At 62.0% G+C, this 25,711-nt stretch carries 22 protein-coding genes and 1 tRNA gene; 14 read left to right on the top strand and 9 right to left on the bottom strand.

What is annotated here, in order from left to right:
* Positions 1-17: 17 nt before the first annotated feature.
* The gene (locus H6A16_RS01950) at positions 18-260 is read right to left on the bottom strand and encodes a glutaredoxin family protein (RefSeq protein ID WP_204615651.1); all 243 of its coding nucleotides are present in this window, start codon (positions 258-260) and stop codon (positions 18-20) included.
* Between the two features lie 151 nt (positions 261-411).
* On the opposite strand from H6A16_RS01950, the gene H6A16_RS01955 reads away from it, so the two are divergent.
* Positions 412-690: a hypothetical protein gene (locus H6A16_RS01955; protein WP_204615654.1), complete on the top strand. Its 279-nt coding sequence runs from the start codon at positions 412-414 to the stop codon at positions 688-690.
* Positions 691-710: 20 nt separating this feature from the next.
* On the opposite strand, the gene H6A16_RS01960 is transcribed toward H6A16_RS01955, so the two are convergent.
* The 5 genes from H6A16_RS01960 to H6A16_RS01980 all read right to left on the bottom strand — a co-directional run bounded on the left by H6A16_RS01960 (position 711) and on the right by H6A16_RS01980 (position 8,324).
* Positions 711-1,484: a class B sortase gene (locus tag H6A16_RS01960; protein ID WP_204615657.1), complete on the bottom strand. Its 774-nt coding sequence runs from the start codon at positions 1,482-1,484 to the stop codon at positions 711-713.
* Entirely contained in the window at positions 1,481-2,782 is a 1,302-nt protein-coding gene (locus tag H6A16_RS01965) for an InlB B-repeat-containing protein (RefSeq protein ID WP_204615660.1), read from the bottom strand. Before H6A16_RS01965 ends, H6A16_RS01960 begins: the two co-directional genes overlap by 4 nt.
* 349 nt (positions 2,783-3,131) lie before the next feature.
* The gene (locus tag H6A16_RS01970) at positions 3,132-3,731 is read right to left on the bottom strand and encodes a hypothetical protein (protein WP_204615663.1); all 600 of its coding nucleotides are present in this window, start codon (positions 3,729-3,731) and stop codon (positions 3,132-3,134) included.
* Positions 3,732-3,773: 42 nt separating this feature from the next.
* Positions 3,774-4,277, bottom strand: a complete 504-nt coding sequence (locus H6A16_RS01975) for a hypothetical protein (RefSeq protein ID WP_204615665.1) — start codon at positions 4,275-4,277, stop codon at positions 3,774-3,776.
* Between the two features lie 3 nt (positions 4,278-4,280).
* Positions 4,281-8,324 (bottom strand): SpaA isopeptide-forming pilin-related protein, encoded by a 4,044-nt coding sequence (locus H6A16_RS01980; RefSeq protein ID WP_204615666.1) that lies wholly within the window; start codon positions 8,322-8,324, stop codon positions 4,281-4,283.
* Between the two features lie 333 nt (positions 8,325-8,657).
* Here H6A16_RS01980 and H6A16_RS01985 point away from each other — a divergent pair.
* Both H6A16_RS01985 and purB read left to right on the top strand, forming a co-directional pair.
* A tRNA-Gly gene (locus tag H6A16_RS01985) sits at positions 8,658-8,732 on the top strand.
* A gap of 404 nt (positions 8,733-9,136) precedes the next feature.
* Positions 9,137-10,480, top strand: a complete 1,344-nt coding sequence (gene purB / locus H6A16_RS01990; protein WP_204615667.1) for an adenylosuccinate lyase — start codon at positions 9,137-9,139, stop codon at positions 10,478-10,480.
* 125 nt (positions 10,481-10,605) lie between these two features.
* Here purB and H6A16_RS10965 read toward each other — a convergent pair whose 3' ends face one another.
* Positions 10,606-12,168: a LuxR C-terminal-related transcriptional regulator gene (locus H6A16_RS10965; RefSeq protein WP_204615668.1), complete on the bottom strand. Its 1,563-nt coding sequence runs from the start codon at positions 12,166-12,168 to the stop codon at positions 10,606-10,608.
* Positions 12,169-12,279: 111 nt separating this feature from the next.
* On the opposite strand from H6A16_RS10965, the gene H6A16_RS02000 reads away from it, so the two are divergent.
* The gene (locus H6A16_RS02000) at positions 12,280-13,056 is read left to right on the top strand and encodes a hypothetical protein (RefSeq protein ID WP_204615669.1); all 777 of its coding nucleotides are present in this window, start codon (positions 12,280-12,282) and stop codon (positions 13,054-13,056) included.
* Positions 13,057-13,092: 36 nt separating this feature from the next.
* Positions 13,093-13,680, top strand: coding sequence for an iron-sulfur cluster assembly scaffold protein (locus tag H6A16_RS02005; RefSeq protein ID WP_204615670.1), 588 nt, complete (start codon positions 13,093-13,095; stop codon positions 13,678-13,680).
* A 29-nt stretch (positions 13,681-13,709) separates the two neighbouring features.
* On the opposite strand, the gene H6A16_RS02010 is transcribed toward H6A16_RS02005, so the two are convergent.
* Positions 13,710-15,059 (bottom strand): coproporphyrinogen III oxidase family protein, encoded by a 1,350-nt coding sequence (locus H6A16_RS02010; RefSeq protein ID WP_204615672.1) that lies wholly within the window; start codon positions 15,057-15,059, stop codon positions 13,710-13,712.
* Positions 15,060-15,498: 439 nt separating this feature from the next.
* Here H6A16_RS02010 and H6A16_RS02015 point away from each other — a divergent pair, with 439 nt between their 5' ends.
* The 5 genes from H6A16_RS02015 to H6A16_RS02035 all read left to right on the top strand — a co-directional run bounded on the left by H6A16_RS02015 (position 15,499) and on the right by H6A16_RS02035 (position 20,863).
* Positions 15,499-16,221, top strand: a complete 723-nt coding sequence (locus H6A16_RS02015) for a 4Fe-4S binding protein (RefSeq protein WP_204615674.1) — start codon at positions 15,499-15,501, stop codon at positions 16,219-16,221.
* 16 nt (positions 16,222-16,237) lie between these two features.
* Positions 16,238-18,478, top strand: coding sequence for an aldehyde ferredoxin oxidoreductase (locus tag H6A16_RS02020; protein ID WP_204615677.1), 2,241 nt, complete (start codon positions 16,238-16,240; stop codon positions 18,476-18,478).
* A gap of 23 nt (positions 18,479-18,501) precedes the next feature.
* Entirely contained in the window at positions 18,502-19,158 is a 657-nt protein-coding gene (locus tag H6A16_RS02025) for a cytochrome c3 family protein (RefSeq protein WP_204615679.1), read from the top strand.
* A 230-nt stretch (positions 19,159-19,388) separates the two neighbouring features.
* The gene (locus H6A16_RS02030; RefSeq protein ID WP_204615681.1) at positions 19,389-19,652 is read left to right on the top strand and encodes a TIGR03905 family TSCPD domain-containing protein; all 264 of its coding nucleotides are present in this window, start codon (positions 19,389-19,391) and stop codon (positions 19,650-19,652) included.
* Entirely contained in the window at positions 19,652-20,863 is a 1,212-nt protein-coding gene (locus H6A16_RS02035) for a hypothetical protein (RefSeq protein WP_204615683.1), read from the top strand. Before H6A16_RS02030 ends, H6A16_RS02035 begins: the two co-directional genes overlap by 1 nt.
* Before the next feature lie 42 nt (positions 20,864-20,905).
* Here the strand turns inward: H6A16_RS02035 and H6A16_RS02040 are convergent, their stop codons facing one another.
* Positions 20,906-21,505, bottom strand: coding sequence for a GNAT family N-acetyltransferase (locus H6A16_RS02040; RefSeq protein ID WP_204615685.1), 600 nt, complete (start codon positions 21,503-21,505; stop codon positions 20,906-20,908).
* 171 nt (positions 21,506-21,676) lie between these two features.
* Between H6A16_RS02040 and H6A16_RS02045 the strand changes: the two genes are divergently transcribed.
* The 4 genes from H6A16_RS02045 (at position 21,677) to H6A16_RS02060 (ending at position 25,655) form a co-directional block, all read left to right on the top strand.
* Complete coding sequence (locus tag H6A16_RS02045; RefSeq protein WP_204615687.1) at positions 21,677-22,402, top strand: response regulator transcription factor; 726 nt, start codon at positions 21,677-21,679, stop codon at positions 22,400-22,402.
* Positions 22,402-23,994, top strand: a complete 1,593-nt coding sequence (locus H6A16_RS02050) for a sensor histidine kinase (RefSeq protein ID WP_204615690.1) — start codon at positions 22,402-22,404, stop codon at positions 23,992-23,994. The genes H6A16_RS02045 and H6A16_RS02050 overlap by 1 nt, the downstream gene beginning before the upstream one ends.
* 176 nt (positions 23,995-24,170) lie before the next feature.
* Positions 24,171-25,058: a phosphoribosylaminoimidazolesuccinocarboxamide synthase gene (locus H6A16_RS02055; RefSeq protein ID WP_204615692.1), complete on the top strand. Its 888-nt coding sequence runs from the start codon at positions 24,171-24,173 to the stop codon at positions 25,056-25,058.
* Positions 25,059-25,655, top strand: a complete 597-nt coding sequence (locus H6A16_RS02060; protein WP_204615694.1) for a hypothetical protein — start codon at positions 25,059-25,061, stop codon at positions 25,653-25,655.
* Positions 25,656-25,711: the final 56 nt, after the last annotated feature.

The raw sequence follows: 25,711 nt of genomic DNA on the forward strand, positions 1-25,711 counted from the left end.
GGTGTCCTCATGTGTTGCTAGCTCAGGTTCTTCGCCAGGTAGTCGATGATGTCGAGCGATTCGTAGAGCGGCTTTCCATCGATGAACAGGCAGGGAACCTGACGCTTTCCGCCCACATCGATCAGAGTTTGCTCGGCCTCGCGATCCGTCGTGATGTCCCTCAAGGGGATGTTGATGTCATGGTCGTCCATGAACGCGAGAACGCGATGGCAAAACGGGCAGGAGGGCATGATATACAGCTCGTAGGAATGGTCTGCCATAATCGTCCTTTCAGGTTGCTTGCTTTAACCCGGTTATGGCTTTCCTACCCGTTTTCTGGAGCATATTCCCTATGGTGATGCGGGTAGAGGACACCTTTTTCGTCGAATGCTGCTAGCATACCAATCAACCGAGGAAATCACAGGAGGGCTTGTGTTCTCATTCATCAAGAAGCATTGGGTGTTCTATCTGGTCGGCGCCATCGTCGCCGTGGCCCTTGGTTTCGCGCTTGCCCTGTTCGTGGGTGCCAAGGGGTCAACCCCTGAGAACCTCCATGCCGACGACGTCGTTCAGGAGGCTACCGATTCGACTACTGTTCAGGATGGAGCTGCCGAGGGCGATGCTGCCGTTCAGGGCGATGTTAACGCCGAGGGCGGCACTGCTGCTTCCGGCGAGGCTGCCGATGCCACTGAGGGTGAACCCGCGGCCTAGGCTTTCACGCCGGGTTTCCACTACTCCTCAGACAACGCGTCTACTTGGGCGAACACGATAAGCGTGCGCGTCCTGCCGCCGGCTTGAGCTTCAGAGCAGGTCACGAGCGTCAAAACCCGTATGGCGTGTTCGGTAAAAGCGATGGCGTTCGGCGATACCGCGGTGGCAGAACCGATGAGATCCTCGAGCCATGCGTGCAAGTCGTTGGAATCGGTAAACTCAAAACGCTGGATGCTGGCGTAGGATGCGTCGACGTTCATCGCCAGCAATGGCGTGAATTCGGTTACATCCCCTTGCGGGGTAGCCCAGCTCGCCATGCGTATCGTGTCGAATGAATCCTGCTCGTAGGCCGAAGAGAGTTCGCTGAACATCTGATTGGTGCCTTGCATATGGTGGCCAAACACCAAAAGGTGCTTGCCCTCTACGCCCGATCGGCGATCAAGGTACGGGCAGCCCAAGGGATCCCAATCTCCCCATACATTGTGGGTCAGATACCAGTCGCGCGGCAGCTCGTCATCTGGTTGCACGACGGGATAGGAGATATCCGTACCGCCGACGGTAAGCCATGCTGCGATGTCCATCGACCGAAGGTTATCCATATCAGGGGAAGCGCCGTCCTGGCCGGTATCGTTTTGATCTGCACTTTCAGGGGACGAAACGGCATCTCGCAGCTCGTCATACGCGCGATCGTTAACGGTCGTATGGGCCAACAGGATGGCTGCCGACATGACGCAAACGAAGCAGGTAAAGGCAGCGATGAGCCGAACGGCGCGGCGAACGACCGACGTCATCATGTCAGAGCCTCGAACGTGAAACGAATAAGGCCAAGGCGCTGTTCAGATTGAGTTGCAGCAGCTATGAGGTCCGCATGGTTCGCAGCATCCAGCGGACCGATTTGCCAGGTGAGCTCCTTGGAATCCTTCACACCAATTGATAGCCCGCTGCCGCCACCTGCGGTCGAGAAGACGATGGTATCGCCGTCGTGCAGGGAGATCGTCGTATCAGCCTCCTGCTCTACCGCTTCGATCGACACTGCGGTCACATCGACGCAGGAGTCGTTTTCGATTGCGTATCCATCGGGGGCGACGACTTCTCCCGAGGGTAGGATCGTGCAGGGGACAATCGCCGGCACGCGCACCGTGATGATGGGCTCGTAGACGGGGCGCACGATCAGGTCGGCTGTGACGCAGCTGAGGTCCGCATCCCATCCGCATGAAGCGTAGCCGTCTCTATCGGGAATCGCGGGAGCATCGATGGAGGTGCCGTCGTCGACGGTTTCCCGTGCGATTTCATTGCCGTCGCCATCGAGAAAGACAACGCTCCAGACCTTGCGGAATGTCGCTTCGATTCGATGGTCGCCATTGATATCGGTAAAGGTGTATGAGCTGACAGGCCCGACATCCTCTCCATCGACAAGAACGGCATCGATGCGGTATCCCTCATCGGGGGTAATCGCAAAGGTGTGGGTCGATCCGGGATCCGCATACAGTGAGGCGGAGGGGCTGATTGAGCCGCCTTCGTTATCGCCCACAGCGATAGCGAAGGGGACCTTGACCTCGAAGTCCCATCCAGCCTTTGTTTGGGTACCACCTCTGAACTCAGTTTCCGTGCTCGTGATGCGGTGGACGCCGCTTTCCGACAGGAAGAACGTGGCGGATTGGGTGATACTGCCACCCATGCCGGCCTCATCGTAGCTTGGCTCAATGCCTGCTACCCATGTGCCATCGCAGTAGATGTCCTTCGAGGTCGTCCACATCACGTAATTGAGGCCTGTGTTGTAGATCGTGGTGCGGACGGTGACGCCGATGGAGCCATCCGATGTGGGCTGTTCAGCGATAAAGAAGTCGTTGACCTGCACCATCCCGATGCCTTCCTCGCGGCTGAACTCCTCCCATTGTCCCGGCTGGGCGTCGAAGATTGTGGAGCTTCTAGCGCGCGCCTGAGGCAAGATAAGGGTCGGTGCGGGAAGGCCGTAATGTTCCGCCAGGTCGGATATGTCGCTTGCAAGGGCAGGCATAGGGTTCAATGCGAGCGTGAGAGCCAGGGCCAGAGCGGGGACCGCCCTTCGCATAAGAGCGACAATATGATTCACGGCGGTCCCCTTTCTAGGCTATTGGGTGCTGCTATTCGATGCGGTGTCAGATGTGGCGGCGAGGAGCAGGCAGGAACCGAGACCTGCGATCATGATGAACGTCGCGGGATTAGCGGTTCCCGTTTGAGCAAGGTCTCCGGTGCGAACGGTAGTGGGTTGCGTGCTCCTTGGAGCGGCGCTCGCCTTCGGGGAGACCTGCATGACGGAGACCTCGGTGGTTCCCGACGCGGTCTGCTCGGCGGCCGCCGGTACGTCTGTTGCCCAAGCTGCTCGAATGCCGCTGAGCGGCCAGGTAAGAGCAGCTGCCGCGCAGATGCACGTCAAGCCATACATCTGCGCACGCGGGTGATTAGACATGATGCTGGCCGGCCTCAACCGTCCACGTGATGGTGGCTACCTTGGAGCCGTCTGCGGAAAGGTCTTCGGTGACATGGGATATATGTCCTGATGCGGAAAGATTGAGGGATTCCGTGCCCGAGCCTAGGTATCCCATGTCCCATTTTGCATTTCCTGAAAGGTCAGTTCCTCCATTTTGCGAGGCGTTGTACGCATCTTTCTCGTCTGTTTCTGGACCAACTTTGAAGTCAATGGAGTTGCTTTCATCAGAGTCCAGGGCATCCTTAACAAGAGTCCAGGGGTCTTCCTGCGTAACCTCCATGTTGGTGACGTGGATAGCGAAAATCGATTTGTTCGAAATCTGAAGAGTCTCACTGTCCGGCACGATCAGCGAACCGTCGCCGCCCGCAGCAAAGGGAATAACCGTCGGCACCTCAAACACAATGTTGCCTTCTGCCGCCTTGACGGTCACCTCCGTTGTCCCCTCATTGCCGGTTACTTCGGTTGTTGTAGTAGCGAAGGCGCTAACTGGCGCCATGAGCGCCGAGAGCGTTCCCAGCGCGCACGCCGTCATCCCTACGTACTGCCTCGTTCGATTCAGTTGCTGTCCCATGGTCCATCCTTTCTCTTTCGGGCATCGCGCACGATGCCAAACCTACGAAGCTTGTGCTTCGTTGACGGTGATGTTGACCCGCGTGGGGCTGCCGTGAGCTTCGTTCGTGTCTTCCGTCACGGCCTGTATCTCGATGCTCGCCTCGCCCGGTTCGAGGCCGTCGATCTCGCAGGTTTCGATCTTGCGGCCCGGAGCGAGCGGCTCCGATGTGTACAGGACCTCTTCGTCCTGAATGATCGAATACTGCTGATAAAACGCATTGTCTTCGGGGTTGACGAGGTTGACGCGCACCGAGCCGTCCTCGTTGATGATCGCCGTGGACGCTATCGAGACCGTCATCATGTTCTCTTCGACCGTGCGATTGAGTGCCTCTTGGATCTCGTCGCGCGTCATGCCCTCGTAGTCCCCGATCGTCGTGCCCACCGGATCGTCCCTCATGCCAACGATCTGCCAAATGAGGCATCCAAAGCAAACGAGCGCGAGCATGATCGCAACGGCACGGATGATCCTGCCTTTATCAAATCGGTTTGTGTCACGTGAAACCATCGCCTACCATCTCCTTCTTCTTATCGGTATGGGTCGGATACGGCGGCTGCGCATCATCGACCAGATGCCCGCCCCTGCGGCGGTTGCGGCAACGAATAGAAACCCTCCGATAGAAACGCCGGTTTGATCGAGATCCCAGATGGTGGCACCGGCTCCCTGCCGCACGCGGTCGCTGTCATGAGCTTCAAGGCCGTCGCCTCCGCCGTTGCGGAACGCATCGACGCGCGCGGTGTTGGCAAGCTCGACGCCATCGCTGAAGACCTCGGTGGTCTTCAGCTTGACGATGAGTCCTGACGACTGGCCCGCCTCTTGAGCGTCGGCCACGCTGTCGCCCTCGTCGTGTAGGTCGGAACGGTCCCAAAGGTCGATGCGTGTCGAAAAATCGGCGTCGACCGCTCCGTATTCCAGGCGGATGGCGATAATGTGCTCTCCGCCCTGCAAGGGAAGGTTGCTTGTGGTCAGATAGGTCGAATTATCCGCTTTGACCGATTCCCTCCACAGGTGCCAACCGTTGTAATCGAGGGCACGGCGGTCCTCACCTAAGCCGTTGAGCACCGTCTCATCGTCGAGCCATGGATTGGAAGATGCCTCGTTGTACGTTGCGTTCGCGCTGGATGTCTCGATCGCTGAGGTCTCCGCATCGGTTCGATACCACACGTTGAGCACGCCATCGCGATCTCCTGCGATGCGGGGCGTGGTGATGCCCTCGAGATAGGCCGATCCGTTCGTGGCGGCCTCGATTTCGTCGGTGACAGTGAATTCATCGACCCATGTCGAGCTCGTATTGCGGAAGTCGATGCAGTAGGAGATTTCCTTTCCCGCTTTGACATCCTCCTCAAGCTGCTCCTGACGCTTATCGATCGTCGCCGAGATGCTAATTGGGTCGTCATACATCGTGACCGACTGAACCTCGGGTGTTTCCTCGACGGTAAAGGCGACCTCGGTTGCCTCGTTGTACTCGCGCGGTGCGGTTTCCTCGGCAAGGATGTACTCGCCAGGCGCCAGACCCTCGACGCGATGGGGAACAGCTTCGGATGTCCAGCTTTCGATGGGCCAGCCTTCGCTGTCGAGAAGTGCCAACTGAGCACCTTCAATAAACGATTCATCGGCCGAGCTGCGTTTTGAGATGTCCACCTTGGTCGTGTCGTTCTCGATGGTAAATGCGGCATGGGGTTGTCCGTCGATGAGGCCATCGGGGGATACCTCGAAGGTGGGGCCGGATGCCAGGTATTTGATATAGCCCTCGGGAGACGCGACCTCTTCGATGCGGTACGTGCCGGAATCCAGATGGAGCACCGTGCAAGTTCCCTGCTCATTGGTCGTGTAGACACCGGACTGGGCATCCTCCACCGGTTCGTCGTCACCTGACTCGGTCACTGAATCGGTTTCCGGTTCAGTGGTTTCATCGATGGTGGTATCGCTGTTGTCTGCGGATTCATCGTCGTCAGGCGTCTGGTCCGTCTCTTCATCGGTTGCCGGATCATTCTGCTGCTCCTGCGTGCGCAGTGCTGTTGTTTGTGGCTCTACCTGCTCGTCGCTCCGATTGTTTTCGGAATCCTGATCAGTGGCGGAGTCGTCCGGAGCGTCAGCGTCCTCGGTTGGGGATTCATCGGCCGTATCGTCCTCCACGGGTGCCGCCTCGTCAGTGGGTACGATGCGGAACTGGGCGCCCTCGAGCACCTGGCCACCTTCGCCAGCCGCAATCTTGGTGATGGTGATGCCGGTCGGCTCGTTGGTCGCTGAAACCTGCGCCTCGACCACGGGCGTTTCCTGGTCGACGTACGAAACGGTGAACGCAAGGGGCTCGGTGCTAAGGGCATGTCCGATAGGCGCTTTCGTCTCGATGAAGGCATAGGATGCGGTTCCAGAACCCAAGGGAAGACTCTCGATTCGGGCCGTGCCGTCGGCACCGGTCGTTACCGCTCCCATGGTTTGCCCCGCCGTTGCGCAGATCGTACCAGTGGGGTCGACGACATCCTCCTGCGCCACTACGCGGTACTCAGCCCCTTCAAGCGGCTGGTTGTCCGCGCTGCAGGTCTTGGTGAGCGTCGCCGCGCCGGTGGCGGGACGGTCAGATACGGTGACGACCGCCTTCGGCATGCCCTCGTCAATCACGAGCTCGGTGTCCTCTTCCCTGACGACATAGGGCGCCGGCGCGCTGGTCTCGCGAATGCGGTAAATTCCGGCGCGCAGATAGGAGGGCAGTGTGACCTGACCGGTTTCATCGGTGGTGAATGAGCTGCTCTCTGGTGCGGTGGGATACCACGCGTCGTTTCCGACGGGCTGGCCGTCCGAATCGAGGATCGTGAAGGTGAATCCGGCCAGTTTGACCGGCATGCCGCTCTCTTCGTCCGTCTTCACGATGGTGAGCTGAGAGGTTACCACGGTGTTCGTAACGGCGTAGTGCAGCGTTGCACCGTCGACCATCTCGTCTGCACCGATGACCCAGTCGCCAAGGGGCGCGGCTCCCACCGGAACGGTTGCGGGGTCTTCGCGTACGGTGTAGCCGGCCGCGTCATAGGGGATAGATCCCTGTGCGCCATCGGGACGCTCACCGGTTCCCATCCAGGTTCCCACGGTGGAAGCATGGCCATCGGCATCGGTGATCATCGTGCCGACGACCTCGTTTGTCGTGTTGGAAATGATCTGGAACGTGACGCCCTCTGCGGGAGGAAGCTCTTCTCCCTCGGCTTCCTGTCCCGAGTCGAGCGTTTTAACCAGGTCGATGTCGAATGCGATAGGAGTCTCGTAAAAGATGTCGGCAGGGGAGAGCATGAACGGTGCTCCGGACGAGATGTCCTCAGCGGTCACCTCGAAGACGTGCTCCGTGGCGTCGAGTGCATAGCCGGGCGACGCGGCGGTTTCCACGATGCTAATCGATCCAAGAGGGATTCCGTCGAACACGATGCGTCCTTCGGCGTCGGTCGTGCCCGATTTGGTAAACCCGGCGGTTGAGGTAGAGGTAAGCGTATAGGTCGCGCCCTCGAGCGAGGCGCCCGGCTGCGCGGAGCCACCCGTGGCGGCATCCTTTTTGGTGAGTTCGAACGAGAAGGTCAGCGGGTCGTCCAGCAGCTCGACGGTTGTCGGTTCGAGCGCGGTTTCAAAGGGTATGCGCTCCTCGGAGCTGGAATATCCAGCGGGAGCCGCAGTTTCAACAGCGTAGTACGAGGTATTCGGCTTGAGCTTTACCTCGGCATGGCCATTCGCGTCGGTCGTGACGGAATCGACGAGTTCCTCGCTCTCGGTCAAGAAGATGTCGTATGATGCGGCCTCGAGGGAGTAGGCGGCGTTGCCGCCGGTGAGGGAGGGATTGCTCGAGGCCTTCTCGAACGAGACCGTCACCCGCTTTTCCGCAGTGACAAGAGCCTGATAGCTGTAGTTGTTATCGACCTCATAGATCGTATGGTTGAGCCATATGATGGCGCAGCCGGCCTCGTCGCCGCCTGCTCCCGCCTCGCGATAGGCGACAGCTTGGTCATACAGCTCCTTGGCAGCGTTCTTGACCTGCTCATCCTCGAGGCGCTGCCAGCGCTCGAGATACATCTTGTTGCCGTGGAACGGCTCACCGTTATTGGGAACGAAGTTGAGGACCTCCGGGCACTGCTCGCCGATGGCCAGCCAGACTGCGGCCGTTGTGGCGGCTTCGGAGCGCTCCTCGTCGAGTCCGAGCACCGAGGTGACGGTTACGCCGTCGTAGCCGTGGTACATGACGTAGTCGAGCTCGGGGATGTCGATCGCGCCATGGCGCTCGAGGACCTGACCCTCCTGAGGGATGATGAGCCAGCCCTGAGCGCAGTACGCGACAGGGGAGTCCGCCTGATCGGTTCGGATGAAGTGGCCGGTTCCTCCGTAGGAGTACGGGTTGGGTACCAAGGAACCGACGGTGATGCTTTCTGGCTCGGCGAGTGCGGTGCGCGGGCATGCTGCCGCCGCGCAGCAGGCGGCGATGGCGGTGATGATCGCGATCGCGCGCATCAGGATATGCAGCGTCGCCTGATGGTGCGCAGCGGGACGCAGAGAGACATCGCTGCATGTCGATGGACTCATGTCTAGACCTCCTTCACATAGTGGTGAAGGAATCCTAAACGGGGGTTTCAAACAGATTCTGGGCGGCTTCTATCCCGATCCGGACAGCTGGTTGCAGACGTACGGTCCCGTTTCCAACACGGCAGGATTATGGCTGTGGATTGGGCTCTACGCTTGCGTCTCGTACGCTCGAGTCACGGCGCGTCTTGCCGGCAATCATAAAAGGAGCAAAGCTTCGAGGACGTGCTCACCGTGGGCAGATTGTTGCGTGCGGACGTTCTGCGCGCTTGTCGAGCCCGATGCCGCGGGAACACGCTATACTATCCCGTACGCCGCATCGCGGCGGACACATACGCGGGCATCGCCAAGTGGTAAGGCATCAGCTTCCCAAGCTGACACTCGCGGGTTCGAGTCCCGTTGCCCGCTCCAGGATTATTTACGGCACCAGCAATGGTGCCGTTTCTCGTTTGGGCACCCTGCACGGACTCGAACCGCAAGGTCGCGAGACTGTGCAAACGCGTGAGCGTTTGCCAGTGAGCGTGCGAGGGCGCAAAGCGCCTGAAGCTGCGGACGGCGGAGCCGGACGCGAGTCCCGTTGCCCGATCCAGTAAAAAGTGCAGGTCAGAGGTATTAAAACCTCCGACCTTCTTTCGTATTCAGAAGCGACAAGAAGGTGCCAGGTACAAACTTGTCGCCAAAAACATGACACTGGGAACCGTTCTAACTGTCATATTGCAAAAATGGGGAGTGTCCCCAATTTTGCATGGGGGTGAGTTCGAGCGCGTACAATATGTGCGTACCGTTCGCGTGCCAATAATCAAAAAGGAGCCGCAATGATCGATCGCTATACCCGTCCGGAGATGGATCACATCTTCTCGCTCGAGAACAAATACGCCATCTGGCAGGAGATCGAGGTGCTTGCCTGCGAGGCGCAGGCCGAGCTCGGCAACATCGGCATCACCAAGGAGGAGGCCGCGTGGATCCGCGAGCACGCCGCCTTCAACAAGGAGGAGGTCGACGCCATCGAGGCCGTCACCAACCATGATGTCATCTCGTTTCTCACCAACATGGGCGAGTATATCGACAAGGACGTTCCCGAAGGCGAGCCCAAGCCCAGCCGCTGGGTCCACTTCGGCATGACCTCTTCCGATCTGGGCGACACCGCCCTGTGCTACCAGCTGGTTCAGGCTACCGACATCCTCATCGACGACTGCAAGAAGCTCGGCGAGATCTGCAAGCGCCGCGCCTTCGAGGAGCGCAACACCCTGTGCGTGGGTCGCACCCACGGCATCCATGCCGAGCCCATGACCTTCGGCATGAAGTTCGGCAGCTGGGCTTGGGAGCTCAAGCGCGATCTCGATCGCCTGGTCGATGCCCGCGCCAACGTCGCGTTCGGCGCTATCTCCGGTGCGGTGGGCACCTATTCCTCCATCGACCCCTTCGTCGAGGAATACGTCTGCGAGCATCTCGGCCTTGTTCACGATCCGCTGTCCACGCAGGTCATCTCGCGCGATCACCATGCCTATCTCGCCGGCGTCCTTGCCACCACGGCTGCCACCTGCGAGCGCATCGCCACCGAGATCCGCAACCTGCAGAAGACCGATACCCTTGAGGCCGAAGAGCCGTTCAAGAAGGGTCAGAAGGGCAGTTCGGCCATGCCGCATAAGCGCAACCCCATCACCATGGAGAAGGTCTGCGGCCTCTCCCGCGTGGTGAAGGCCAACGCGCAGGTCGCCTTCGATAACGTGGCCCTGTGGCATGAGCGCGACATCTCGCACTCCTCCGCCGAGCGTGTGGCCCAGGCCGACAGCTTCATCGCGCTCGACCACATGTTCCAGTGCCTGATTCGCGTGGTCGACGGCCTCATCCTGTATCCCGAGCAGATGAAGGCCAACCTCAACAAGACGCGCGGTCTGATCTTCTCGTCCAAGGTGCTGCTCGCCCTCGTGGAGACGGGCATCACGCGCGAGGAGGCCTATGCCATCGTCCAGGAGAACGCCATGGCCACGTGGCGCGAGGTTCAGCAGTGTGCCGGCGGCACGACGTTCCGCGAGAAGCTCGAGGCAGATCCGCGTTGCACGGTCGCGTCCGAGAAGCTCGACGAGATCTTCGATCCGTGGGACTTCCTGACCCGTGTCGACCGCGTTTTCGATCGCCTGGAGCAGCTCGAGTTCTAAGCTTGCAGGCGGAATGACACGCTAAGCGAAGGCGACCGCACCGGACTGAATCGGTTCGATGCGGTCGCCTTTCTCGTGCGATGCGGTTCTGACGCGGTCTTGAAGCGGTGCGGTGCGGTCGGAAGCTAGCGCTTGGGATTGCCATACTCGGCGATGTAGTCCAGAATCTCCTGGCGCGAGTGCAGATCGGTCTTGTCGTAGATGCGCTTGATATGCGTGTGCACCGTGTTGGTGGAAAGCTTAAGCTCCTCGCTCACGCGGGCCTGCGTGTGGCCGAGTGCGTACAGGGTCAAAACCTCGACCTCGCGTCCCGTCAGACCGAAGCGCTGGCCCATCTCCATAACGGAGGTGGCGATATGCACGTCGGGCTTCTGCTGGACCATGGGCGGCTGAGACTGGGGAGAGATCGCCAGCACACCCATGAAGGGGACGCGACGGATATCGTCCTCGGTCACGGGGCTCGACGCATGTTGACGCTCGGTGCGCTGCGTGGGCGAGAACAATAGGCGGGTGAACACGACCTGCGCTGCGATGAGCACGAACAGGCTCATGATGGAGATGATGACGGGCGTGTTGCTGGGAATGACCTGCGTGATGATATTGTCGACACGCATTCCGGCGACCTGCAGGAGGGTCTTAGCGATCCACGCGGCGCTGCAGTAATAGAAGGGGTCGCGCCAACCGAAGCTGATGAACGCGATGGTCAGATACCAGATGAATGCCTGCAAAATGAGTGACGACGCCATGACGAACGAAGCTCCGACCGAAATCGTCTTGGGCCAGACCGAGAAGAAGACGGCGCCCAGCGCGATAAGCACCTGCATGACGATCCAGATGCTCGCGGTGATGGCGCGCATGCGCGAGGCCAGGCCGAAGCGGATCCACTGGATGGAGACGCCGACCACAAAGAGCAGCACCAAAAAGCGCGGCACCGTGCTCATATAGATCGCCTCGCCGCTGGAAAAGCCCAGGCCCATGCCCATGGGGATGGAGATGAACCAGATGCCGAGCGCGGCGACGGCAAGGAAGCTGCGGTTTGAGAACTGGTCCTCGTCGGTACCGAAATACGATTCCGAAACTGCCGGGAAGGGGTCGCCCGCAGCTCCGAGGCGGCGCGAGGCGCGGATGGTACTGAACTGCGCATAGCTGAGCAGCACGCCGGCGGTGTACCAGACGAGCTCGCCCGAGAAGCTCAGGCAATAGGTGACGAACTCCGACAGAGCGAGCGCGCAGAACACCACGATGACGGTTGCCTGGGCAGAGGTGCCGCGCAGCTTGCGAAGCCAGTAGAACTTGACGAATGTGCTTCCCAGCGCCACGCCTGCCTGCAGCAGGACGGCGAGCCCCAGGGGAACGGTAGCCCCCTGGGCGGTCAGCAGCGCGAGTACAAGGCAAGATAGGGCGGCGATGTGCGTCGAGGCGAGCACGAAGACCGAAACGAATCGCTTGGTGAATCGTTTAATCGAGAACGTCGCCAAGAACAGAAGGCCAGCAAGAAGTGCGGCCACGATCATCGCCGATCCGTTGAACGTCGACACCCCGGTGGTGCGATGTGCCTGCTGGACCGCAACATTCACCACGGTGGACGAGAGCGCGAGGCCGACGATGGGCGGGAGCAGCACCCGGTAGGTTTCAAACGAAACCGGCGGCATCGCCTGGTTGTCATCGCGTTGCTGCACGCTACCCACCTGTACCCTTTCGCGCCTGTACCACGGGTCACCTGTTTCAGGCGATATAAGAGTATAGCTTGTACTACACTGAACCAAGCCGATGCGAAGAACCGATTTTGCGAGGTGCGTATGATGCAGGAGGAATCGAGCGAGCTGATCGACGGCGCCCATGCCGACGACGCCGTGACGGCGCAGGACGCCACTCAGGCACAGGATGCAGTGGAGCTCGAACGTATCCATGCGGAAAACAAGTTCATCCGGGCCATGGACGAGGCGCTCACCGACGTCCGCCAGCGCTCCTACGAGGGGAAGCTCACGAAGTCGTCACGTTGGCGCAAGCTCGCGCTCACGCCCGAGGGCATGGATGCGCGCACCTTCGAGGAGCAGGTCCTCATGTTCATCGAGACGCACGACCATGCGGAGGACACCCCCGCGATCGGCAAGCTCGTAGCGCCCAAGCCGCTTTCGGTTCAGCTGGAGGGGACTGAGGTCTCCGATGACGAGCCACTGCCCGAGCTCGACGTCTCAGATATCGTGCTGATCTACGGCAAGAAGGGCATCTACCTGTATTCGAAGGCGCTGATGTCGCACAGCTTCGCCCATGCCCTGTACCAGACATCCGAGAACAACGCCGTGGCGACGTTCGTCGACGTGGTCCGCAGCGAGTCGAAGACCTATCCGCGGCCCGTCGCGGTGGGCACGTTCATGAACCCGCCGTACCTGTGGGCGAACAGCAAGACGCTCGAGGTGTATGAGCAGGTCAAGAAGTCCGGCTCGTTCGACGACATCCACATGGTGCGCACCAGCATGGGTGAGCCCTATTTCTACTCGACCCTGTACCTGTCCGACGCCCAGGGCAAGTCCCTCGCCGAGTGGTATGGCGTCGAGAAGCGCCTGAACCCCTAACGCACCTGCCTGCACGAACTACGAAGGAGAACAACGATGCCCAAGCAGAAGCTCACCGAGGACACGCCGTTTCTGCGTACCCCCGATATGTATCAGATCGAGAACGACGCTCCCATCACGGAGTATTCCGACACGCTGCTCGACCTGATCGCCGACACGCCGAACGGCGGCGTGCCCGATGGCGCCAATGCGTTTTGCAGCGTCGGCAAGGAGAAGCGCGGCACGGTGCAGATGCAGCTGTTCGCGGTGGTCGATCCTGAAACCGAGACCTTCGGCAACGTGGGCTTCCGCAGCCATGGCTGCCTGGCGGCAATCGGCTGCGCGGCGACCCTTGCCGAGATGCTTCCCGGCAAGACGTTCGCCGAGGCCCTTGCCATCACGAAAGACGAGATCAACGAGCGCCTGGGCGGCGTTCCCTCGGCCAAGATGTACACGCTGATTCTTGCCACCTGCGCAGTCAAGGCGGTCATCGGCGACTACCTGATGCGCGTGAAGGAGGCGCCGGAAGAGCTCGATGCGCTCTTCACCTGCCAGAGCCTTTCGGTCGATTGCCTCATGACCGAGAACTGCTCGCTGCGCGACGAGCGCGTTGACGCCTACATGCGCGCTTGCGGCGAAATCTAGATGAAAGTTTGGGACCTGTCCCCAAACTTTCACTCGGCGTCGGCGGCTTGAGCAGCGGCGATCTGGCGCTCGGCTGAGTCCGAGAACATCTTGCGCTCGTCGGCCGGCAGCTGTGTGCGCAGGCGGTCGCGCTCGGTGTTCATGCCGATGAAGATCTGGCGCATCATCACGAGCACCAGGTAGCGGCCGCGGCGCGTGAGCGTGAGCTCGTCGGCGTTGTTCTTGTCGAAGGCGCCGTTCGCGGCGAGGTAGCCGTACTCGATCGGCATATCGTACTGGATGTACTTGCCGAAGTCGCGGCGCCAGGCGCGGTTGTCCAGGCGCAGGCCGAACAGCTCGCGGCCCATGCGGTAGCGCTTCCAGTTGGCGCGACCCATCTCGATGCACGAGGCGACGCTCATGTGGCCGCTCTCGATGCGCTGGATGTAGCCCGAAACGGACGAGTCGTTGTTGAAGATGTGCTCATCCAGGAAGGAATAGGCACCGCAGCCTGCACCGACGTACTCGGCATAGTCAACCACGTACTCGTCGATCATGGCGTCGCGGTCGGCAGCGAAGGTGTAGACGTCGGTGGCGTAGAAGCCGGCGCCGCCCTCGCTCACCGGTGCGGTCATGCGGTCGAACAGGGTGTGGTACAGGGTCTTCTCGAGCTTGTAGTCGACCTGCCCGTGGAAACAGGTCTGCATGAGCTTCTCGGAGCCGGGCGACGCCATGAGCGGGTAGTACGTCAGCTGGTTGGCACCGGTGGTCTTGAAGATATCGATGTCGCGCAGGATCATCTCCGGGGTCTGACCCGGGAAGTTGAAGATCATATCGACGTTGAAGGTGTCGAACATGTCGTGCACGTTCTGGATGCGCTCGACGATCTCTTCGGCACTGCCGTACTTGTCATAGCGGTCCATGCGCTTGAGCAGCGTGTTGTCGAAGCTCTGGACGCCGACCGAGAAGCGCTGGACCATGCGCGAGATGCGCTCGAGGCGCTTGCGGTCGAGGTGCGGCGGGTTGGTCTCGCTCGACACCTCGTGGATGGTGGGGAACAGCTCGCGCATGTAGTCGATGGTGCGCTCGAGCTCGTCCATCATGATGGTGGGTGTGCCGCCGCCGATGTAGGCGCTCGTAGGCTCGTAGCCCAGGTCGCGGATCATCTTGAGCTCTTTGCGCAGCGCGCCGAAGTAGCGGACGGCGAGGTCTTCCTTAAAGGGGAAACGCGTGAACGAGCAGTAGGGGCACAAAACGTCGCAGAACGGAACGTGTACGTACAGCAGGTACTCATGGCCCGGCTGCGGGGCGGGGACCAAGGGGCTCACTGCGTCCTTGGAGCGCAGCAGGTGCGTGGCGCCGAAGCCGATGGTCTTGGAAAGCAGGCGTTCAGAAAGCATGGGACTTACCTCCTGCGGGCAGCGCGCCCGCGTGTCGATAACTTGACCATTGTGCCACACGTTGGCACGGTTTGGTGCAGTCGTCGCGCAGTTGCCACAGGCGTCGTACAGCGGCTGGCAGGGCGCCTGCCACAGCCATCGGCAGCGTTCCGAACAGCGTTCCAAAGAGGAAGCGCGGCAGTCATTGAGCACCAACCAGCCATATGGCGCAGTCGACAACCCGCAGGTAGCGATAGGTACCCTATTACAGGTGATGCCGTTTTGGCCGAATTGGAGGGAATGTCACCAAATTACCCACAAGGAGGTGATGCCGCGCGGGCGGCGGCAGGCACAATAAACTCGTCGAGGTATGGCGCGCATCGCCGTGCGCCGTACCGACAAGAGGGGCCGGGCGTCTGCCCTTGGCGTTTCCGGCCGAAGATCCTGAAAAGGGGGGACTATGAAAGAGAACACCGCTTTGGAGCATGTGGGCTCCGGCGCGGACCGTCTCGACTCCTTCTTCACCCGTCGCGGGTTCGTGAAGGTATCGAGCGCGTTCGTGGCCAGCATGGTGGCGCTGGGACTGCTCCCGGATTCCGCCGCAGCTGCTCCCACGAGCTCGAAGGGTAGGGTCGACTACTACGCGACCCCGTCTCACGTGCTCAAGGTCAACCGCGCCAAGTGCACCGGTTGCCAGCGCTGCGAGATGAGCTGCACCCTGCTGAACGACGGCAAGGCGCAGCCCGCGGCCGCCCGTATCCACGTGAACGACGGCTTCTTCTACGGCAGTGAGCTCGGTAGCGGCGACGGCATCTACTACTCCATGGAGTGGAACGTCCGCACCTGCCACATGTGCACCACCGCCCTGTGCCAGACCGCTTGCCCGCACGGCGCCATCATCACCAACGACAACGGCGTGCGCGTGGTCGATTCCGAGAAGTGCGTCGGCTGCGGCACCTGCGTCGCCGCTTGCCCGTGGCACATGCCCGTGGTGAACACCGAGACCGGTAAGTCCGCCAAGTGCATCGCCTGCGGCCGTTGCGCCGAGCAGTGCCCCAACGGCGCCCTCGAGCTGGTCGAGTGGGAGGATGTCAACCATTCCTCCGGTCCGACCCGCCAGGAGGATCCGCTGCCGCTCGTGAGCGAGCAGCAGGACTTCATTGCCGGCGGCAAGATCGCGTAAGTAGAGGAGTAACGCAATGGCTGATAACGTCTCTTACGGTTGGATGGGCTGGATCGCCCGTGTCAACCTTTCGACTGGCGAGATCACCGAAGAGTCCGATGAGGCGATGCAGAAGGACTACATCGGTGGTATGGGTTTCGCCAACAAGATCATGTACGACGAGGTTCCCGCCGGTGTCGACTGGATGGACGAGGAGAACAAGGCCGTTCTCGCCGTCGGTCCCCTCACCGCTGCGGGTGTGCCGCTGGCCGGCCGCTCCACGTGGGCCACGCTCTCCACGTTCACCAAGGACCACCTGGTCGTTGACTGCCACTGCGGCGGTCAGCTGGGCGCCAAGCTCAAGTACTCCGGCCATGACGGCCTGATCATCGAGGGCAAGGCCGACAAGCCGGTCTACATCCTGATCGACGACGACAAGATCTCGATCGAGGACGCCTCCGCGCTGTGGGGCAAGGGCACCCGCGAGACCACCGAGGCCCTGTGCAAGAAGCACGGCGTCGACGTCTGCGTGGCCGCCATCGGCCCTGCGGGCGAGAACCTGCTGCCCTACGCCTGCGTCATCAACACCCGCAGCCACTCCGCGGGTGCCGGCCTGGGCGCCGTGCTCGGCTCCAAGAACGTCAAGGCGGTCGTGGTGCGCGGCACCAAGGGCGTCAACGTTGCCGACCCGCAGATGGTCGCCGACCTGTCCGACTACATGATCGACCAGGTCATCGGCTCCAACAACAACCACGTCGTGCCGTCGACCCAGCAGTCCTGGGCCGAGTACTACGACAAGGGTTCCCGCTGGACGGCCAAGAAGGGCCTGTACTGGGCTGCCGCCGAGGGCGGTCCCATCGAGACCGGCGAGCCCAAGCCGCATGAGCCCAACACCATGGGCTATCGCTGCATGAAGTCCACCAAGGACCTGGGTCCCGAGGCCGAGAAGTACACCGTCAAGATGGCCGGCTGCCACGGCTGCCCCGTGCGCTGCTACGCTCAGGTGAAGCACCCGCAGATCCTCGAGAAGACCGGTTACGAGTCCATGGGCAACACCTGCGTGCCCAACTTCCCGTTCTCGAGCTATATGCAGGGCATGATGAAGGTCCCCGGCACCACCACCGAGGAAGGTGCCCTCACCGAGCAGTCCGTCCTCTACAACCTGCTCATCCAGGCTGTTGTCGACGATCTCGGCCTGTGGTGCAACTACGCCCAGCTCTACCGTGATATCGCCCACACCTACGTGGACGGCATCCTCGAGCGCGAGCTTGGCGACCAGTTCGCCGAGTACGGCTTCGACCAGATCATGGCCGGCGATCCCACGCCGTTCATCAAGATTCTGTCCGATATCGCCTCCAACGATACCGAGAACAAGCCGATCGCCTGGCTCGGTCACGGCCCGCTCGTGTGGACCGAGAAGTGGAACGACGCCGCGTGGTACGACGATTCCCGCTCCTGCCTGATCAACTATCGCGGCTGGCCCGTGCACCACGCCATCGAGTGCTTCGGCCAGGTCGGCGGCCTGTACAACATGGTCTTCAACCGCGACGACATGATTCACTCCGCCGTCAACTTCCAGGGTTGCGGCCTGCCCATCGACCTCAAGAAGGAGATGGGTGCCGAGATGTGGGGCGAGGGCGCCGTCGACGCCGACAAGAACTACACCCCGATGAACGAGGCCAAGGCCGAGTTCGCCTGGTGGAGCATCGTCACCGACGTCCTGCATGACTGCCTCACCCTGTGCAACTGGGTGTGGCCCATGGCCATGGCTCCCGACAAGGACCGCAGCTATCGTGGCGACCTGGACCTCGAGGCCCAGTTCTATACCGCGGTCACCGGCCAGGAGGTCACCATCGACGACCTGTACAAGGCCGGCGAGCGCGTCATGACCCTGCAGCGCGCCAACACTGCCCGCGGCATGACCGACAAGGATGGCAAGATGGGTTGCAACGACTTCCGCAACATCCACGATGTCATCACCGAGTGGCCGTTCACCAAGGACCCGGACATCGAGCCCTTCACCGAGGGCACCGACAAGATGGAGCGCGAGGACTGGAAGACCGCCCTCACCATGCTCTACAAGCGCTTCGGTTGGGACGAGGAGCTCGGCTGTCCGACGAAGGAGTGCCTGGAGGATCTCGGCCTGACCGATCAGGCGGCCGACCTCGAGGAGCTCGGCCTGCTCACCGAGGGTGCTGCCAAGTACGATGACCGTACGCGCACGTATCACCACGTGCTCGAGAAGTACTGCGGCGACAACCCGGCGCTGAGCGCCTAAGCGCAGCCCGAGAGGAGAACACTATGGCTGACGAGATCAAGGAGACCACGGAGGCTGCCGCCCCCGAGAAGGCTCCGAAGAAGAAGATCAACTGGAAGGGCAAGCGCCTGCCCATCGTCATCGCCGCGGTCGTCGTCGTGACGGTCATCGGCGTTGCCGGCTGGGCCTGGCATGCCACCCCCGAGTGCTGCGACACCATCTGCCACAGCACCATGGGCAAGTACTACAACACGTTCGTGAACGACACGAGCTCGCTGGTCTACCAGCATCGTTCCGCCGCGAACAACCAGTGCCTCGGCTGCCACGAGGCCACCCTGCCCCAGATGATGCACGAGGTTCAGGTGCAGCTCTCCGGCAGCTATGAGCAGCCGTTCGAGAAGGTCACCTTCTCCAACGACTTCTGCCTGCAGAGCGGTTGCCACTCCGGCGCCGGTGTGATGCCGGGCGCGACGGAGTCCTCCACCGCCGACTGGAGCTTCGACCCGCACAGCACCGCCCACGGCGTGCAGCAGTGCAACTCCTGCCACCTGATGCACGACCAGAGCGTGTTCACGTGTGCCAGCTGCCACACGAGCTATGAGGCTCCCGAGAGCTGGACGCAGGAGGCCGACGTCAACGGCAAGACCATCAAGCTCCCCGAGGGCTGGACGGTTCCGCAGAGCTTCGAGGCCGCTCAGTAAGCGAGCGTTCGAAAGCATCCGAGCGTCGAGAGGCGGTTCCCCCACGGGAGCCGCCTCTTTTTTGCGACAAGACCGACAAGAAGGGGCCAGGTACAAACTTGTCGGCTTTAAGACAAGGTGAAACCCGGTTCAGCCTTATCGAAAGCCGACAAGTTTGTACCTGGCCCCTTCTTGTCGGTGCTGGCCCCCATCTGGTTATAATGGCCTTCAACCAAGAGAGGGGTATTCCGATGATTCATCTTGATTACAAGCCGCGCGGCGTCTGCTCCCGCATGATCCATGTCGACCTGTCCGACGACGGCAAGACCATCGAGCAGGTGAGCTTCGAGGGCGGCTGCAACGGCAACCTCAAGGCTGTATCCAAGCTCGTCGCAGGCCAGCAGGTCGATCACATCGTCGAGATTCTTGCGGGCAACACCTGCGGTCCGCGTCAGACCTCGTGCGCCGATCAGCTCATCCATGCGCTGACCGAGGCCGCCTCGAAGGCGTGCTGATGAAGCTCTTTGGCAAAGACGGCGTCTCGCGCCGTCGCTTTTTGATCGGCGGTGCGGCGGCGACGGCGGCGGCAACCGCGGCCATGTCGCTTTCCGGCTGCAACGGCGGCGAGGAGGAGGACAAGACCGGCGAGCCCCAGTTCGTCGACGACGACTCCCAGATCATCGACGCGCTCGAGGAGTACGCCGATGCCGAGCCGGCCGTCACCCTCAACGCCACGTGGACGCTGCCGCTCGGCACCCTGCTCTACCACAGCGACGGCGTATGGGCGGCGGCCATGATGACGCCCGAGTCGGCGACCTCCATCAACACGCTGGGTGTGCTCTCGCTCACCTCGGGCGACCTGTACACGCTCGTGTCGTCCCCGGTGCGCGGCCGCACCTACGGCTTCCACGATGTCCGCTGCGGCTCGGGTATCTTCACCTGGCTGGAGGTCGAGTACTCCACCAACACCTGGGTGCTGCTCGCCGCGAGCTACGCCGACGCGTCGCTGCTGAGCGACCCGGTGGAGCTCGATAGCGGCGGTGCCGATTGGGATCCGCCGATGTTCACGGCCATCGGTTCGACGGTCTACTGGCAGAAGTGCCCGAGCCTCACGGGTTCGCGCACCTCTGACGCCAGCCACTGCTACGCATGGTCGGTGGGCGACGAGGGTCGTCACGAGGTGTGGGAGTCGCCGGGCCGCTTTGCCACGCAGCCGCGGGTGTGCGGTGGCATCCTGACCATCTCGCCGCGCGTGCGCGCCGACGAGGGCACCTATTACGGCATGACGGCGCTCGATGTGTCGAACGGCTCGTACAAGCAGGTCGACCAGCTCGTGCTGCCGGCCGGCGTGCGCCCCTTCGAGGCGGTATATATGGATGGCTCCTTTGCCTTCGCCATCGAGGCGAGCTACAACGGCAGCGGAAGCCTGGGCAACATGGGTACGTTCATCGGCCGCGAGGGCGGTCCGTACGTGTACCTCGGCCGCGAGCCGGCCGCATGCCCTGCGGGCAAGGGGACCCGCTATATCATCAAGACCCGCTCGTCGCACTGCGTGATCGACACGGCCGAGCAGACCTACGGCATGATCTCGTGCCCCGACCGTTCGCTCGACTATGGCGATTACCCGGCAAGCGAGGGGACCTGCGACCTGTTCTTGGTCTATGCGACCGTCAAGAATGAGCAGGGCATGCCCGACAGCGTGAACGCGCGCGTCTACGCACTGTAACTAAGAAGACCGCGGACGAAAAATGCTCGTCCGCGGTCTTTTCTATGCCTCGCTTTCGGCGAAGCGCCTGTTCACGCGCTCCAAAAGCGCTCCGACAAGATCCGGATCGGGCGCCGTGCGTGGGTCCGGGTCGGTATCGCAGGGGAGCAGCTGCTTTTCGAGCCAGAGCACCGATAGCCATTGGCCAAGCTTGTATCCGCACGCCTTCTGCTTGCCGCAAAGATGGTAGCCGTGCCGCTTGTGGAAGGCCACCGAGGCGTCGTTGCCGTCGGTGATGCAGGATTCCGCCATGCGGATGCCCTGCAGGCGCATGAGCTCCTCGAGGGCCTCCAGCAGCGCGGAACCCAAGCCGCGGCCCTGATGCTCGGGCGCAAGGTAGATGGAGATCTCCGACGACCAATCGTAGGCCGGGCGCGACCGGAACTCATGGTTGTAGGCGAATCCGACGACGGCATCGGTGTTGCCGTCCACGGCGACGATGAAGGCGTAGCGCGCGCCGATGTCGGCGATGCGCCGCTCGAACTCGGCGGCGTCGGGCACCTCGGTTTCGAAGCTGATCACGGTATCGCGCACGAACGGCGCGTAGATGGCGGCGACCTGAGCTGCGTCTGCGGGCGTGGCGATGCGGATTCGGTAGGGCATGGGGTCTCCTGGAACTCTGCTGGAAGAAATTCTGCGCTCTGGGAATAATGTACAGCAGCCACGCCGCTGTGCCGAGTGCACGGCCGATCGGTTGCGCACACAAAACGCACGATATCACGATGTGCGCTAAAATGGGCAGTTGTCGAGTCGAACGGGAAAAGGAGGCCGCACATGGCTTCGGACGCAAGGAAGATTCTGCTAGTCGAAGACGAGAAGGCAATCCGCGATGCTGTGGCCGCCTACCTGGAGCGCGAGGGATACTGGGTCGTGGGCGTCGGCGACGGCCAGTCCGCTGTCGAGGAGTTCGAGAAGCACCAGTTCGACCTCATCGTGCTCGATCTGATGCTTCCCAAGCTGTCGGGCGAGCGCGTGTGCCGCGCCATCCGCGACACCTCCGATGTGCCCATCATCATGCTGACCGCCAAGGGCGAGGTCGAGGATCGCATCATCGGTCTCGAGCTCGGCGCCGACGACTATCTCATCAAGCCGTTCTCTCCGCGCGAGCTCGTGGCCCGCGTGCGCGCCCTGTTCCGCCGTGCCCACCAGTCCGATGAGCCCCAGGTTGAGGTTCTCGACTTCGGCGATCTGGTCATCGACATCTCCGGCCATAAGATTTTGGTTGAGGGTCGCGAGGTCGACCTGACCGCTTCCGAGTTCAAGCTCCTCACCACGCTGGCCCGCCATCCCGGCCGCGTGTACAACCGCATGGAGCTCGTCGAGAAGGTTCTGGGCTACGACTTCGAGGGCTACGAGCGCACCATCGACAGCCACGTCAAGAACCTGCGCGCCAAGCTGGGCGACGACCCCAAGAAGCCCAAGTGGCTCTACACCGTCCACGGCGTCGGCTATCGCTTCGAGGCGCCCCAGCAGCCTAAGAACGAGGACGCCGGCAAGTAATGATTCCCGCGCATCTGGCTACGGATCAAAAGAATAAGCAGGATTCCGAGGCGAGTTCCCGCGCAAGCTGGAACACGCCTCGTTCCGATTCGCGCGGCCGCATGAGCTACGGTTCGCGCATGGCGCTGTCGTTCGCGCTGACCTCGCTCATGACCGTGCTCATCATGATCTGCGTGGTGTCGGTCGTGTGGGGCGGCGTGTTCTCCGAGTACACGCGCTCGAACGTGACCGAGATCGCGCACCTGACGACGCAGAAGCTCGCGAGCATCTACGAGCAGAACGGCTCGTGGAGCCTGTCCGACCTTGCCTCCCTTGCCGATTCGACGATCTCCTCGGGCGATATCGGCCTGCAGGTCGTGGACGTCGACGGCACGATTCTCTACGACGACACCTGGCCTGCGGCCCCCGTTGCCGCCGAGCTCAAGCGCCTGAAGGAAAGCGAGGGTAACACCTCCGATAAAAACGATAAGGGCGACGAGGACTGGTCGCGCCGCGCGCACAGCCTGGTTTCGACCGCCCCCATCGATTCGGAGGGCGCCGTCACCGAGCCGATCGTAACCTCCGACGGCGTGACCGTGGGCAAGGTGAGCCTGTGGGTCATGGGCAGCGACGTGCTGCTCACCAAGGCCGACACCACCTTCCGTGACCGCACGTTCAACGCCATGGTCATCGCCGCGTTCGTGGCCGTCGCCATCTCGATGCTCATCGGCCTGCTCGTGTCGCGCATGCTCACGAACCCCATCCGACGCATCACCAGCACCGCGAAGCAGATCCGCGACGGCGACCTGTCCGCCCGCACCGACCTGCGTGGAGACGACGAGATCGATCAACTCGGCGAGACCTTCGACGAGATGGCGACCTCGCTCGAGAAGGACCTCAAGCACGAGCGCCGCCTCACCTCCGACGTCGCGCACGAGCTGCGCACGCCGCTCATGGCCATGCTCGCCACCGTGGAGGCCATGCAGGACGGCGTGTACCCCACCGATTCCGAGCATCTCGAGACCGTCGCATCCGAGACGCGCCGCCTGGCGCGCCTCGTGCAGCAGATGCTCGACCTGTCGCGCATGGAGAACCGCACCGCCCCGCTCAACCTCGAGACGGTCGACGTCGTCGCACTCACCCGCAACATCGTGAACTCCCAGGAGCAGCTGTTCACCCAGCGCGACCTGCGCCTTCGTTTTGCCGACGAGACGGCCGGCCGCGGGGCGAACATCGAGATAGATCCCGATATGATCACGCAGGCGGTCATCAACCTGCTCTCCAATGCCATGCGCTATACGCCCGAGGGCGGTTGGGTGGTCGCATCCGTCTCGCTCGACCGCAAGAACGTGCTCATCTCGGTGGCCGACACGGGTATCGGCATCGCCAAGGAAGACCTGTCGCGTATCTTCGGACGATTCTGGCGTGCGGATGCCAGTCGCGCACGCGAGGCGGGCGGCCTGGGCGTGGGCCTTGCGGTAACCAAGCAGATCGTCGAGCGCCACCATGGTTTCATCTCGGTTGAGTCGGAACTTGGAAAGGGTACGACTTTTACGATTCATCTGCCGCGCGAGCACGCACCCGAAGCCCCATCTACTACAATGAATCATTAGGGAGGTCGTGACCGATCGATCTTGAGGCGGTAACGCCGCAAGAATGACCGGTCATTGCCTCCTTAGTCTGCGTTGCCGGTTAAGGAGGGCGCACGCCGTGCCGCCGCTGCCGCTCCGTGCTGCGCAGGCTGCGCGCAAGCGCGCCATCATTCCATCTATGTGAGGAGTTGACCAACGTGACTTCGATCGAGCGCCGTCCGGATTCCCAGGGTAAGGTTCGCGACATCTACGATGCGGGTGACAACCTGCTCATGGTCGCATCCGACCGCATTTCGGCTTTCGACTACATCCTGCCCGACGAGATTCCGTTCAAGGGCGAGGTCCTGAACCGCATCTCCGCGTTCTGGTTCGATAAGTTCGCCGACATCGTGCCGAACCACCTCGTGTCCATCGACGTGAACGAGTTCCCGGCGGAGTTCGCCGAGTACCGCGACTATCTGGCTGGTCGTGCCATGCTCGTCAAGAAGGCCGAGCCGATCAAGATCGAGTGCATCGTGCGCGGCTACCTGACCGGTTCCGGCAAGAAGACCTACGACGCCGACGGTACCGTGTGCGGCATCAAGCTGCCCGCCGGCCTGACCGAGGCCTCCAAGCTGCCCGAGCCGCTGTTCACGCCCTCCACGAAGGCCGACCTGGGCGATCACGACGAGAACATCTCGTACGAGCGCTGCGTCGAGATCGTGGGCGCCGACATCGCCTCGCAGATTCGCGACCTTTCGATCAAGATCTACTCCGCCGCCGCCGAGTACGCGGCGACCCGCGGCATCATCATCGCCGACACCAAGTTCGAGTTCGGCGTGATCGACGGCAAGGTCACCCTGATCGACGAGTGCCTCACGCCCGATTCGAGCCGCTTCTGGCCCGCCGACACCTACGAGGAGGGCAAGGTCCAGGACAGCTACGACAAGCAGTTCGTGCGCAACTGGCTGCTCGCCAACTGGGATATGACCGGCGACGCCCCGCATCTGCCCGCCGAGGTCGTGGAGGGCACGTCCGCCCGCTACATCGAGGCCTACGAGATGCTCACGGGCACCAAGTTTGAGTCCATGAAGGAGAACAAGTAAGTGAGTACCCGCAACCCCATGAACAAGCGGACCCAGGCGCAGATGCAGGGCGAGTCGAGCGGTTTCACCCGCAAGTCCGCCGGCTCCGCCAAACCTGCCCGCGCCGCCGCCTCGTCGGTGCGCGTCGTTCCGGCGTCCGCCAAGGAGAAGCGCAAGCAGGCTGAGCGCGGCGAGTCGCTCGAGGGCCTGTCGCGCGAGGAGAAGCGCGCCCGCAAGCGCGAGCTTCGCCTGAAGGAAGACCGCATCTACACCGCGTCGACCGAGCTGCTCAAGAGCGAGCCGGACTACGCGAAGCACCGCCGCGTCTTCTGGGGGCTGCTGGTCATCGGCATCATCGCGAGCGTGTTCGTGTGGGTTGTGATGCTCGGGCTGCCGGAGGGCAGCAACGAGCTCTCCACGCCGATTCAGATCGGCGGTCTGATCGTTGCCTACGTGTGCATCATCTCCGCGTTCATCTACGACCTGGTGAAGATCCGCCCGCTGCGCAACGACGCCCGTCGCCGCGCCGAGGGCATGTCCGATTCCAAGCTGGTCGCCCTCCTCGAGGAATCCGCCGAGGAGAACCGCCGCAAGCGCGAGGAGCGCAAGAAGAAGTAGCGCCTCACCGGCGCAGGAGCTCCATGGGAGCCATGTGGTTGTATCTGAGGGGGCGT

Origin of the sequence: Collinsella tanakaei (assembly GCF_016900375.1) — a bacterium.
In the GTDB taxonomy this organism is placed as follows: domain Bacteria; phylum Actinomycetota; class Coriobacteriia; order Coriobacteriales; family Coriobacteriaceae; genus Collinsella.